This is a genomic window from Bacillus sp. IBL03825 (assembly GCF_024712505.1).
Lineage (GTDB): Bacteria > Bacillota > Bacilli > Bacillales > Bacillaceae_G > Bacillus_A > Bacillus_A wiedmannii.
In genome coordinates this window covers 950,274-963,981 of sequence record NZ_JAMXKE010000001.1, presented here as the reverse complement: position 1 = coordinate 963,981, position 13,708 = coordinate 950,274, and the positions used below count along the sequence as shown (strand labels likewise).

The 13,708-nt window shown below is 35.0% G+C and carries 12 protein-coding genes; 4 read left to right on the top strand and 8 right to left on the bottom strand.

Translation table 11 applies throughout. The annotated features are described in order from the left end of the window. Positions 1–16: 16 nt before the first annotated feature. Positions 17–592, top strand: coding sequence for a TetR/AcrR family transcriptional regulator (locus tag NHG49_RS04985; RefSeq protein ID WP_258125591.1), 576 nt, complete (start codon positions 17–19; stop codon positions 590–592). A gap of 50 nt (positions 593–642) precedes the next feature. Here NHG49_RS04985 and NHG49_RS04980 read toward each other — a convergent pair whose 3' ends face one another. Beyond that, a complete protein-coding gene (locus NHG49_RS04980) occupies positions 643–789 on the bottom strand; it encodes a hypothetical protein (protein WP_255285579.1) in 147 nt (48 codons plus the stop codon). A 112-nt stretch (positions 790–901) separates the two neighbouring features. Between NHG49_RS04980 and NHG49_RS04975 the strand changes: the two genes are divergently transcribed. Further along, positions 902–1,789: a DMT family transporter gene (locus NHG49_RS04975; protein WP_098822346.1), complete on the top strand. Its 888-nt coding sequence runs from the start codon at positions 902–904 to the stop codon at positions 1,787–1,789. A gap of 169 nt (positions 1,790–1,958) precedes the next feature. Here NHG49_RS04975 and NHG49_RS04970 read toward each other — a convergent pair whose 3' ends face one another. Next, complete coding sequence (locus tag NHG49_RS04970; RefSeq protein WP_098822345.1) at positions 1,959–2,726, bottom strand: TSUP family transporter; 768 nt, start codon at positions 2,724–2,726, stop codon at positions 1,959–1,961. 109 nt (positions 2,727–2,835) lie between these two features. On the opposite strand from NHG49_RS04970, the gene NHG49_RS04965 reads away from it, so the two are divergent. After that, on the top strand, positions 2,836–3,621 hold the full coding sequence (locus NHG49_RS04965) for a TrmB family transcriptional regulator (RefSeq protein ID WP_098822344.1): 786 nt from the start codon (positions 2,836–2,838) through the stop codon (positions 3,619–3,621). A 91-nt stretch (positions 3,622–3,712) separates the two neighbouring features. On the opposite strand, the gene dnaB is transcribed toward NHG49_RS04965, so the two are convergent. Then, on the bottom strand, positions 3,713–4,999 hold the full coding sequence (dnaB, locus tag NHG49_RS04960) for a replicative DNA helicase (RefSeq protein ID WP_258125589.1): 1,287 nt from the start codon (positions 4,997–4,999) through the stop codon (positions 3,713–3,715). Further along, complete coding sequence (locus NHG49_RS04955; RefSeq protein ID WP_098111571.1) at positions 4,996–5,856, bottom strand: DnaD domain-containing protein; 861 nt, start codon at positions 5,854–5,856, stop codon at positions 4,996–4,998. Before NHG49_RS04955 ends, dnaB begins: the two co-directional genes overlap by 4 nt. A gap of 368 nt (positions 5,857–6,224) precedes the next feature. Between NHG49_RS04955 and NHG49_RS04950 the strand changes: the two genes are divergently transcribed. Continuing rightward, a complete protein-coding gene (locus NHG49_RS04950) occupies positions 6,225–7,193 on the top strand; it encodes a ParB/RepB/Spo0J family partition protein (protein WP_088047914.1) in 969 nt (322 codons plus the stop codon). A gap of 93 nt (positions 7,194–7,286) precedes the next feature. Here the strand turns inward: NHG49_RS04950 and NHG49_RS04945 are convergent, their stop codons facing one another. The 4 genes from NHG49_RS04945 to NHG49_RS04930 form a co-directional block, all read right to left on the bottom strand. Beyond that, complete coding sequence (locus NHG49_RS04945; RefSeq protein ID WP_258125588.1) at positions 7,287–9,728, bottom strand: DEAD/DEAH box helicase family protein; 2,442 nt, start codon at positions 9,726–9,728, stop codon at positions 7,287–7,289. Continuing rightward, positions 9,721–10,047, bottom strand: a complete 327-nt coding sequence (locus NHG49_RS04940) for a nucleoside triphosphate pyrophosphohydrolase (protein WP_088047916.1) — start codon at positions 10,045–10,047, stop codon at positions 9,721–9,723. The genes NHG49_RS04945 and NHG49_RS04940 overlap by 8 nt, the downstream gene beginning before the upstream one ends. Positions 10,048–10,279: 232 nt before the next feature. Then, complete coding sequence (locus tag NHG49_RS04935; protein WP_088047917.1) at positions 10,280–13,180, bottom strand: DEAD/DEAH box helicase; 2,901 nt, start codon at positions 13,178–13,180, stop codon at positions 10,280–10,282. 109 nt (positions 13,181–13,289) lie between these two features. Beyond that, complete coding sequence (locus NHG49_RS04930) at positions 13,290–13,691, bottom strand: (deoxy)nucleoside triphosphate pyrophosphohydrolase (protein WP_258125587.1); 402 nt, start codon at positions 13,689–13,691, stop codon at positions 13,290–13,292. Between the last annotated feature and the right edge of the window lie 17 nt (positions 13,692–13,708).

Here is a 13,708-nt window from a genome sequence, read left to right as displayed (position 1 = left end):
AAAAGGAGAATTGTAGATGAATGATAATGAAAAACAAATTGATTTACGTATTAGACGTACACATAAATTACTATGGGATTCCTTATTTGAATTAATGACGCAATCAAAACAGAAATATAGTACGATCACGATTAACCAAATATGTGACCGCGCGATGGTACACCGAACAACCTTTTATAAACACTTTGAAGATAAAGACGCTTTATTAGCATTTGGATTTAAACGATACAGCAAGATGATTGCGGGAATACCGGTTTCAGATCGATTAAGTAAACCATTTCAAGTAATGGAACAATTTCTACACCATGAAGAAATCGGTAAAATATTAGAGACGCAAATGTCTGATGAACAATTTCTTAGCCGGACACAGTATTTAAGTCACGAAACAAGAAAACAAGAAATAGAAGCGTTAAATCAACTTTGTAAAAATCATACTATGCCAAATGATTTAATCATTGAATTTTATTCAGGGGCAATCACCTCATTAAGCGCATGGTGGTTTAAAAATGAAAGAAGCGTTTCTGCGGCTGAAATGGATAAGTATCTCCACAAACTTATTAACAGGGATATTTTTCAGTTTGAAAAAGAATAACTTCACCATCAAAAAAAACGCCTATATGAAATAGGCGTTTTTTGTACATACTACATACCGATTTTCTTCAAATCCGAACTTTCAATAATCGCATGAGCATATCCATCTTTCCCAAATCGCACCATCGCTCTTCCTAATTGTTCTGAAATAATTACACTGCCGAATTTCTTCAAAAGTGGATGAAAAGGCTTCATCAATGAAATAAAACGTCGATAAATTTAAGTTACAAATATTCAGAATTAATATTAAAATAAACAATGGGGATAGGGGTATAGGATTATAAAATTTATACATAACGAGGGAATAGAAATGAAACTACAATTAAAAGCGGATTTAGGGCTACTACTAGTTACATTCTTTTGGGGTGCATCCATCTTACTTACAAAGGTTGGACTTGAAGGCATCGAAGAATACAATTTAATCGCATTACGATTTATTATCGCCTTTCTTTTATCAGGTTTAATATTTTACAAACATTTATTCAAAATCGATTTTAAAACTGTAAAATATGCATTTATACTCGCTTCTGTCTTATTTATCGTTTACATTTTCGCGACTTTCGGCACAAAGTATACGAGCGTTTCTAACGCTGGTTTCCTACTATGTCTCACAGTCATTTTCATTCCGATATTATCAGCTATATTTTTAAAACACATTCCGGAAAAGAAAGTTATAGTAGGAATCATTTTAACGATAATAGGAATCGGCTTATTAACATTAACTAGCGAATTCAAAATCGGTAATGGCGATATATTTTGCATACTGTCAGCCTTATTTTATGCCATTCACGTCATCATTACTGGAAGCGTAACGAAACATGTGAACTCCATTGCACTTGGGGTCATACAACTCGGTTTCGTCGGCCTATTTAGTCTTATTTTTTCATTCATTATCGAAACGTCAAAACTGCCTAGCACAACCAGCTCATGGCTCATTATCTTAGCCTTAAGCATATTCTGCACCGCAGTCGCTTTCATCGTGCAAGTTATCGCCCAGCAATATACTACGCCTACACATACAGGACTTATTTTTTCATTAGAACCTGTCTTTTCCGCAGGCTTTGCTTTCGTTTTCACAGGTGAAACACTTACTGGGAAAGGATACTTAGGCGCGACGCTTATATTAGTAAGTGTGTTGATTGCTGAGATGGATTTTAAGAGTGTATTGCGGCCTAATTATAAAAAAAATATGGAATAGTTATTTCGCTAAAGTACATAAACATACCCCGAAAATATTCGTTTGTATTATTTTCACCCTCTTACCTTAATTTTTTTAGATGCTATCTTTGAATAAGGTAGCATCTAAAATGTGTTACAAAGAATTAGTATATTTATGTAGCCTGCATAGTTAACCTTTTCTACATTACTTACTGCACATAGTCATACAGATTTTTTGCTAACAATAAACAAGTTACTGTAATGAAAAGAGCACGAACATACCCGCTTCCTTTTTTTATAGCAAATTTGGAGCCAACGACTCCTCCAGCAATTTGAGCAATCCCCATTATAAAACCATACGCATAGTTTACTTGCCCCACATACATAAATATCAACAATGCACCAACGTTACTTCCTAAATTAAGAAACTTCGCAGTACCTGCTGCTTTTAAAAAATCATACCCAATAAATAAAAGAGCAAACATTAAAAACGAACCTGTGCCAGGCCCTAGAAATCCATCATAAAAACCAATAGCAAAAATAAAAAAGGTGAAAATAATGACGTGTCGACCAGATAATTTCTTATGAGTAGAAATACTACCCCAATCCTTTTTAAATATCGTATAAATAGCGACTGCACCGAGCATGATCAGCATCAATGGCTTCAGTACTTCTGAGTTCATTAAATGAACGGTCCATGCACCTACTATAGAGCCTATAAAAGTGAGTGGAAATAATTTAAAAGCCGATTTCAAATCAAGATTACCAGAACGATAAAACACAATATTACTAGTTGCACTTCCCATTGTCGATGCTAGTTTATTTGTGGCTACTGCACTTGCTGGGTTCAGCCCTGTAAATAATAAAGCGGGTAAAGCAATCAGCCCACCACCACCTACAACTGAATCAATAAATGCAGCCACAAATCCAAAAACAATCAAAATAATTAATATAGATGGGTCTAAATAAAAATCCATACGAGTAGCCTCCCCTTTAGTCACTATCGTAATAGTAACTATCAATTTGCTAAATGTAAAGAGTTATTGTAACGTTGAAATATAAAGCAAACATCGGAGGACGAAAAAAGTGGACTACATAGTACAACAGCTTAAAAAAATTGGTTTTAATGAATATGAAGCTAAATCTTATGTATCTCTTGTGAAACAGGGGCCTGCTACAGCCTACCAAGTAAGTAAGGATTCAGGGGTCCCAAGAGCACGAATTTATGAGATTTTAGGTAACCTTGTAGAAAAAGGAATTGTCATGAAGGAAGAAATAAATGACACCACTCGCTATTCACCTCTACCTGTTGAAATCTTTTTACAGAAGGCTCAATCAGAATGGCAGTCTACTTATGAAGGAATCAGTGATTCATTAAAAAAACTAGAAACTTCCGAGGAAAAAACAGATAATCGAGTGATTACTTTAAAAGACAAAAAAACAATCATTAGCTATTGTCAGACATTAATAAAAAAAGCCGAAAAACGTATTGTCATTTCAATGTGGGATGAGATGTATGAAGTGTTAAAAGAGGAACTTTCTGAGGTAGCTGATAAAGTCACAGTACAAGGTATTACCTTACATGTTGAAAATCCAATTAAAAATCTAGAAGCTCATCGTATCACACCCTATACAGAAACTCTGTCTACAGAACATTGGTTTATTTTATCCATAGATTCTAAAGAGATGATTTATGGACCATCACTTGAAGAGCGTAATGTTGCCTTTTATACAGATGATCCGATTCATATATACCTATTAGAGGATTATGTATGGCATGATGTGCTAGTGAATCGACTTGTCCGACGTAGCCAAGACGATTTGGAACAATGGATTACTACAGAGAGAAAATCCTTCTTTATGGGGAAATAAGAAACATATTCAAAGAATCAAAAAATAAAGCATAAGTTAATGAAATAGAACACTTATGCTTTATTTGCAAAGTGATACTCAAGTCTTTTAACTATTTCTCCTCCACAAACCGCCCAAACTCCTTCAAAAACCTCAGCTTAAAACTCCCCACAGGCCCATTCCGGTGCTTCGCCACATGAATCTCCGTCATCTCTTTCTGCACCGTTTCCTTATCATAATAATCTTCACGGTACATAAGCATAATTACATCCGCATCTTGCTCAATTTGTCCTGTCTCTCTTAAATCAGATAAAAGAGGTCGCTTATCTTGACGTGCTTCTACGGAACGAGACAATTGCGATAATGCTACTACACAAACATTTAGTTCACGCGCTAATACCTTAAGCTTACGAGAAATTTCACTAATCTCTTGAAATCGATTGCCCTTATGCTTCGGATCGCCCGTAATAAGCTGCAAGTAATCTACAATGACTAAAAGCTTTTTGTCTCCATGCTTCCTCTTTAACTTACGAGTTTGCATCCAAATATCTTGCACCGAAATGCCTGCGTTATCGTAAATCCCAAATGGTAATTCCCCGATTTCCGCAAACGCCTTACTCACCTTTTCCCAGTCCTCTATCGCAAAACGATGCTTCGGATTTTTCAGCCTACCTCCTGACACTTCACCTACGCAAGACGCCATCCTTTTTAACAATTGCTTACTACTCATCTCTAATGAAAACAATCCAACCGCCGCTCCAGACTTCGCCGCATGCAGTCCAACATTTAACGCAAACGCAGTCTTCCCCATAGAAGGACGTGCACCAAGGACGACAAAATCACCTTCCTGCAATCCGCACGTCATTTTATTTAGCGATGTATAACCAGTCTCAATACCAGTATTCTCTTTCGTATCTTGATGAAGCTCTTCATACAAACCAACTAACGCATCCTTCAAATCAAACTCACATACACAGTCCTTTTCCTCTAACTCACAAAGTGCCGTAATCGTCTCACCAATAATTTTCTCATTCTTCTCCGCAATAAGACGCTCTCCCATCTTGTGCCCGAGAACACCAGCCTGATACATTTTCCAGGCACCTCGAACAAGCCCCTCATAATAAGAGAAGTTGGCAGTTGTAGGCACACCATCCATTAACCCTATAAAATACTCCATTCCCCCGATCCCCTCTAAAAACTTCGGATCCACCCTAGAAATGAACGTCACAAGATCAATCGGTTGCCCCTCTTCTTCCATTTTTCGCATTAACTGAAATATAGACTTATGCACTGACAGAGAAAAATACTGCTCCGTCAAACGGCACTCCTTAATAAGCTCTCCATCAAGTAATAGAGAACCTAACACCGTCTTTTCCGCCTCCACATTTTGAATACTCATGGACGCCACCCGCGCTCCGCTAAAAAGCGCTGCAACTCTTCCTCAGACGGCGCATTCTTCTCCCACTCCTCACACCTCGCCAAAAACTCCTCTGTCTCCCCCGTACTAACAGACGAATCCTTCTTCCTAAAGCTCGCCGTATCCGCCTCAACCTCACATACTTTCGTAAATCCTTTCCCGTGCCTGCCCCTCAAAATCCCCTTCACATAAGCAACCGTCCGCTTATTATTCTCAAACGCAATTTGAAGAGCCTTCAGCACAAGCTCCTCTGACAAATCTTCCATCCACGCACTCAATTCCTCCACAGTATGCGGAGACAAACTACCAAAATGTTGCTCATAAAAAGAAAACACGCGACTTCCCGATTCTTCCTCTATAACCTCTTCTTCCTCTGCCTTCTCACAAACCGGCTCTACATCATCCACAGCCAAATCACCAGGCATACTGAAATGCGCTAAAAGCATCGGAACATTCAGCTCCTCCTCTACGCACTTCTGAAGAAACATATGTACAAACTCCTTATTCTTCACACCCTTAAGCTCACGAAGCACACACTTCTCCACATTCGTATTCGTCACAGGATTATAACGAAGCCAATTTAAAACGAATAACTCCCGCGTATCCGCATCATAAAGAATCTTCCCATAATCAACAAAGCGCTGCACAAGCTTATCAACAGTCTCCCGATTATAACCAGTCTCCATCTCAGCTAACCGCTTCGGAAAAGGAAAAATCCCGCACTGCGTCGTCTTCGAACAAGTCAACAAATACACATAAAAATACCGCTCCTCCGGCGTCAAATCCAAAACAAAATCATCCTGCCAAAAATTCACCTGCACAGTACGATACACCGCCATCCCAATTCCTCCCATTCTCATTCAAAAATGAAAATTTCCTCTTTGTACTATATATAGGAAGGAGGGCCGGGTTTTTGGCGTGTTATTTCAAAATTTTTTTCGACTCCTACTACGGTGTTTGTTGGTGTTTTTGTTTTGTTGTGTTTTTTCTTAGTGATTTATTACTTGGTAGGGGCTTGTAAGGGGCTTATGAGGGGCTAGTTTGATTAGGAGAGTTCTGTTTTGGAAGGTGCTTCGTTCTTCTTTTTAGTATCTTAAACTTATTCGCTCTCTTTGTACTACCTGCAACAATAAATTTATAAGTTAAGTAATCGTACAAATTACCTTTTGAATATCCATTAATAACAACCTAAAATAAGTGGGTGGTTTTGAAATTTAAAAATATCTCTTTAGAATATATTAAACTAGAAGATGCATTCCGAAAGAATTTAGAGGATTTTAGTCTTGCTACAAGCATTAAACAAAATGGATTAATAGAACCACTTATTGTAGAAGAAAAAAATCCAAATTGTTTTATACTGGTCGAGGGTTATCGTCGTTTTTGGGCTTTAAAACATTTAAATGTTCCATTCGTAACATGCAAAGTGGAACAACTCACCTCAAAAGACTCTAGGGTTCTAAAACGTCTCCGTGTTGAATTAAAATCCAAGAAAAAAACAGGTTATGAGGTAGAACGAATGATTAGTTTTCTACTTGATAATGGTTATACAGAAGAAGGTATTGCTAAGCAATGTAACATACAAAAAAAGACTGTAAGAAAATACATTAACGGAAAAGATGTTAACACTCATTGGAAAAGTAGAGCAGAGCAATCTAGAGCTGGAATACATGGGTTAACTGAGATCCATCATTTAACAAATATACATCCTGAAAATAAAGAATACGTAGCTGATATTTATATTAAACGCAAAATAAATGCTAACAATGTAGAAAGTATAAAAACACTTACCAAGTTAGATGAATTTAATAAATCCTCAAAGAATTTTCAAAGAGACTGTATTAACGATATGATCGGCGATGAAAGTTTAAATAACGAAAGACTGAAAGATATTGTTTTTACAAGATCATTAAAACAACAATACACTCTCTCAGTACATCAATATGTATTTGATAAAGTTCTCCGTCTATTCGATAAAGTAATAGATAGTTGCTGTCATAACTTTGTTAATCACCTTACTCCCGTACAAAAGAAAGATTTACAAAGAAAAATAAAAATAATTTCTAATAAAATTGGATTACCTCCTCCTTCATCCACCCCTCCCAAAAAAATATTTTCCACTTCTATTAAAAAGCATCAAGAACATACAATACTAGTGAACATCAATAAGAAATCTTAAAATTCTACTCAATACTGTAATCTATTCTGTTTTTTCGAAAAAACAGTGCCATCCATATTATTTAGATTTTATCAGTTAATAAAACAGCAACGCCTACTTCAACGTTGCTGTCCTTCTTTCAAAATATGTATGAAGACGATACTCACATATCTCTTTCGTCCATTCAAATAAAAGTTCTTCGTCTGCTTTTCGAATATCCATATTTAGAGAAAATGAGTTTTCATCAAATGATAGTAAACCTTTCGAACTATCGCTCCACTTTGTCATTGGCATTGTAGTAATTAATTTACTAACTTTTTCTTCATCATAATCCCACATACGCTGTGCCTGCTTATCACTAAAATCAATTCGCTTACGGTATTCTTTTTCCATTAAAAACTGATGGAAGAATGGTGCAACTTCTCCTGGTGAAATAGGATGGTACCAGCTCTCTTTCCCGCGTTGTAACATCGCTAACAGTAACAGCATTTTATAGCTTTTTGCCATTCCTGTCTTTTCAACTTCTTGTAACCACGCTTCATAATGTAAAAATACTGCTTTTTCCTGTGCTGTTAGTTCATCATTCCATGCTAAAAAGCCGACATATGATTTAAACTCTTGGCGATATTCTTTACTTTCTTCTGTACCAAGCTTATGTAGTTCTAAATATGTCGGTCTACGTCCAAGATCCATTTTTACAGTTTGATAGCTATGCTGCAGTTTTTCTTTTCTCGGCATTTTCTTTTTCATCAATTCATCTAATAACTGCTTTGCTTCCAATTCAAACTCTACTGTACATCCAGCTGGCAATATGTTTTGTGTGCCGTTTCCTCTTGTCTTTCCATCATCAACTCGAAGCATTTGCATTTTTATATCTGCATTTCGGTAATTAGCAATTAAATCTATTACAACGCAGGACTCTTTTTGTTCATGTAATCGTAATCCACGACCAATTTGCTGTGTAAAAATCGTTAATGATTCTGTCGGACGCACAAATAAAAGTGTATCAACAGATGGAATATCAACACCTTCATTAAATAAATCTACTGTGAAAATAGCATCTAGCTCATTACTATCCAGCCGTTTAATTGCATCTTCTCTCGAAATATCTTTTGTTTCCGAATGAAGCGAGATTGTATTATATCCATTCTCATTAAAGTATGTAGATAAAAAGACTGCTTGCCTAATACTTGAACAGAAGACAATAGTTCTCGTTTTCTTATATTTCTTCCAAGCCTCTAAAATGTTTAAGGCTAGTTCCTCTCTTAACTGAACTTGTGCAAGTTCCTCACGATCATACTTATTACCTATCCAACGTATTTGCGAATAATCAGTCTCATCATGTACTCCATAATAACGAAACGGAGATAACCACCCACGTTGAATCGCCTCCATAAAATCAATACGGTATGCAACATTCCCATCACAAATTGAATAAATATCTCGAAATTCATTACGATCTGGTGTTGCCGTTATTCCCAATAAAAAATTAGGTTTAAAATAATCTAGTACTCTTTGATAACTATTTGCTGCCGCATGGTGGAGCTCGTCTACAATAATAAGGTCAAAATCATTAGGAGAGAAGTTTTCTAAATGGCGCTTTCTACTCAACGTTTGAATAGATGCAAAAACAACATCCTTCTCGCCCTCTTTTTTCTTTCCATTATAAATTCCTGTAGTCTTATTATCGATTACACGCAGAAAAGACCTTTCTGCCTGATTTAATATTTCTTCTAAATGTGCAATAAATAGAACTCGTTTAAAACGTCCCGTAAAGAAAGCCGCTAAATACGTTTTGCCAAGCCCTGTCGCCATAACAACCATCGCTTTGTTGTATCCTTCTTCCAGTACATTCTCTAATTGTTCTAACGCAGGGATTTGTGCAAAGCGTGGCGCAATCTTAGTTTCATATACAGCAGATTCCTCTAATTCAACTTCTACTCCTGAACTCGCAGAATAATCCTCTTGTCCAGACGGCATCATCATTTCAATCTCTTCTTGCTTTGTCCAAGTTCGGATCAAATTCGAATGAGTTGTATGAAATCCTTCGTACTCTTTACGATATTGTTTAATTGTTTCTACATTAATAGACTGAGTTGCTTCATTCATATGAATATGTAAAAATTGATCAATTGCCTCTGAAAAAGCTTCCTCTCCAACACTCTCTTTTACAAGCAAACTCCACTCCACACCACTTGTTAATGCAGAACGAGACATATTAGAAGAACCAACAATCATAACCCCATCGCTCTCACGCTCAAATAAATAAGCCTTCGGATGAAATGATTTCCCCGCACTCTTCCATAATCGAATCTCAATGTCAGGATGAATTTGATACAATTTCTCTAAAGCATCTGGCTGTGTAATATACAAATAATCTCCTGTACAAATCTTAATATCCACATTTTTTTCTGCTGCTACCCTCAAGAGAGGGGCTAACACATTTACCCCCGATTTCATAACAAACGAAGTTAAAATGTAAATCGATTTTGCATCATCCATATATCGCTCTAACTTATGGATTAAATTATTCGTAACAAGCTGAACATTAGTCATCATGTACCTCAACTAAAAAAATTCTCTCCTGAAAACCACCGCGTTTTTCTGCTTTTTGTTTACGCACTTTCTCCACATCTTCTAACGTCACACCTTCATATTGAGCTAATGCATTCACTAGCTCTAACAGATCCGCTAATTCCTCTACTTTATGCTCTTTACTTTCGGCTTCTAAATACTCAGCTAACTCCTCTTGTGTTTTCTTGCTCACTTCTTCTATATATTCTTTTTCATCTAGTATTCTAGTTGTAAATGTTTTCCCGTTATTCTCGATAATTTCTGGTATGCGATTTCTTACTAATTTGTTGTAGATTGGCATTTAAATTCCTCCAGGATCAGGGTTTTAATTCTCTAATTATACCATATAAGATTTAGTGCTTTTCTTTCTGTTTGCATGCGATAGCTACTTAAACAATACATTTTAATCCAATAAATAAGGCTGTATCAAAAACATACTACGATGTCATTTTGATACAGCCTTATCTTATCTACTAATACTACTATCCCTTTAATCATTTTAGGGGCATAAAGGTATTAAAAATCAAATCTACCTACAAAACATTACCATCCTTTATATAATCATAGAGCTTATTATCAACTGGTTTCTCCATAATCATATTCATCGTAACAACCGGTAGTTTTTTTCCACTTTTATCTTGCATTTCAGTTTGTTCTACACTTGCTTTATCAGGTCTCGCTTTTCCTAAATAGTAAAAGTCGCTTCCCTCGTCATCATCTTTTTTCACAAAAATATGGACATCAATATTATTTTCTTTAGCATCAATAATTGTTTGAACTTCCTTTGACTTTAATGTTCTATTACTTCTTGTATACCATTTAAGAACATCTTGATTAAGGAATTCATCACCGTAGTTCACACTGGATTCTACCTCATCGTTTTTATGATATGTGACAAATATTGGGCAAGTAGAGTATTTGGTTTTATAGCCATACATAGTTGAAGTCTCATCAATGTGCCAATTTAAAAGTTTACATGCATCTTTTCTTGAGTATTTTTTATATATAGTAAGGTTACTATCACACTCATAGTTTTTGTTCTTTTCTTTCGCACTTTTAATGATGTCCATTACCATATACTTGAAGTATTCATTCTTTTCTAAACTTTCTCGGATTAGATCATTAAACATGTACGTATTATCTTCTTGCAATACGAGAATTGGCTTTTCACCATATTTTTTCTGGTTATTCTGTGTGAAAAAAGATAACTCAAAAACCCGCTGCACAGACGTAATCGTATCATCATCTGCTAAGCAATTAAATTTTTCAAGTTGTTTTATATACTCATCTTTATCAACTTTTTCTTGCTTTAGTAACAATTCTAATAAAACAATTTCGTTTTTACGTTTTCCGTTCAATACTTCCAATGAAAACATCGTTAAAACTTTATTTTCGTACTCTGTTAATGCAGGGACATCTTCTTTCATTTTCAATAGGAACTGATAATAGTTCGAATACCCTTCCACAAGTACAACTGGATCAATAGAATGGTTTACTATAAAGTCATATAGATATGGAATTCTCCCTATTCTATTTTTCAACTCAGCAAAAGCTTCCTTCAATACTTTCATTGCTGTTAAATTACTATTATTAATCGCTTTAAAGATTTGTTTTTTCGCTATCTCTTCAAAGTTAACTGTTGAAATACCTTTAATATAACTCGTGTCATTTGTATATCTGCGTATATTATCTTTATTTTGTGATCTATCTCCTGAAAGGGCAATCGGAATTAAATAGTTGTTTTTATAATTACCAATAAAATCAATGATCGTAACAAAATCTTTCGAATCGTGTTTTCGAAGTCCACGCCCCAGTTGCTGTATAAAAATAATACTTGATTGAGTTTGTCTCAACATAACAACTTGGTTCACACTTGGAATATCAATTCCTTCATTAAAAATATCTACTGTTAAAATATAATCAAGTATTCCATTTTCTAATTGGTTCACACGCAGTTCTCTTTCCTGTTGGGAATGATCGCTATTTAATGCAAATGTGCGAAAACCTTTATTATTTAAAGCATGTGATAATTGTTCAGCCTCATCTTTTCGGCTGCAAAACATTAATCCGGTTATCTTTTCACCAGAAAAACCATAGTATTTTACTTTTTCAACTATATGATCTACTCGTTCTTCTGTAACAAGTTTAGATAAAACTACAGTGTCATCTATCTTTTCACCATTATATTCAAAATCAGTTACTCCAAAATAATGGAAAGGACAAAGCATATCTTCTTCAAGTGCTTCTTGCAAACGAATTTCATAAGCAATATTATAATCAAATAGCTCATAAATATTAAAATTATCTGTACGTTCAGGTGTAGCGGTCATTCCCATTAAAAATTTTGGTTTAAAATAATGAATAACTCTATGATAAGAACTAGCACCTGCTTTATGAACTTCATCTATTAAAATATAATCGAATACCCCAGGATCAAATTGATGCAAAGTTTCCTCTTTTGAAATGGTTTGGATCGTCGCAAATAAATATTTAGCATTCATTTGCTTATTTGATCCTGATAAAATTCCAAAATCCTCATCTGCTCCACCAAGAACTTTTTGAAAATCTGATTTCGCTTTATTTAATATTTGCTCTCGATGAACAATAAATAGCATCCGTTTAGGTGCAAAATTTCTGACATCAAATGCTGAAAGATATGTCTTTCCCGTTCCTGTTGCAGAAATAACTAATCCTTTTTCTTTTCCAGCGTCTCGAATAGCTTGTATTTCTTTTAACGCAGCTTGTTGCATTTTATTTGGAGTAATTTTCAACGCTTCTTCAATTGAATTATGATATTGACCAGGTAATTCTATAACTCGATCTAGTAACTTATTTTCTGCAACTTGCTCATATATTGTTTCATAATTCACTATCAACTCTTCAGTTAATACTTGAGAATGTTCCCAGACTTCTTCAAATTGATTTTTAAAATGCTGTACTATCTCTCCATCTTCATGCGATGTTAACTTAACATTCCATTCATAATTTACCTTCAAAGCATGCGCAGTCAGATTTGAACTACCGACAATTAATGAACAATGTGTTTTGTTATCAAATATGTATCCCTTTGAATGAAAACCAGATAAATTTGTTAATCTCACTTCTACATTTTCAAGTTTCATTAACTCTCTAAACACTTTTGGTGTATTAAAATTTAAGAATGTAGATGTTAATATACGTCCTTTAACCCCTCTTTGTTTAAGATCAAGGAAATGCGATTTTAAAGTCGCCAGTCCACTTTCCGTAATAAAAGCTACTGAGAAAATAAAGGATGTACTATTTTCTAGCTCCTCCAACAATGAGCTTAAAACATTTTCATTTTTTTTCGTATTGTTTACTAATAATTTAGGCTTATATATTCCGGGATGACTATGTTTTTGATCAATAAACCCTTTATATAAAGACCCCTCTAATTTTTGAATAAAATTCTCCATATGATCACCATTTATGACAATTTTTTATATTAATTGTATTACTCACTGATTTAAAGTGCAATTACAATATAAAAAACCATCCGCATAAACCGGATAGTTTTTTATCAAATTACTTTACAAGCGATTCTTTTGATAACTTCTCAATAGTTGGGATATCCGCAGGTGCCCACTCTAAAGCTGCTAGTTCATTTGGATATAACCATTTAATTGCTACATGCTCAGTTAAAAACGGACTTCCTTCAACAAGCTTACAATAAAAAGTTTTCAAATGAACAATACCAAAATCATACTCATAGGCTGTATAATCAATTTGCTCACCAATCTGCACGCTACAATGCATTTCTTCATCAATTTCACGCTTTAACGCCTCTTGAGGTGTTTCCCCCTCTTCTATTTTCCCACCTGGAAATTCCCACATAAGAGGTAGCGATTTAGATGGTCCTCTTTGTGCACATAAAATTTTCTCATCTTGAACAATTACTGCTCCAACAACATAAATATTTTTCTTCATTATTTCCTCCTTAAATC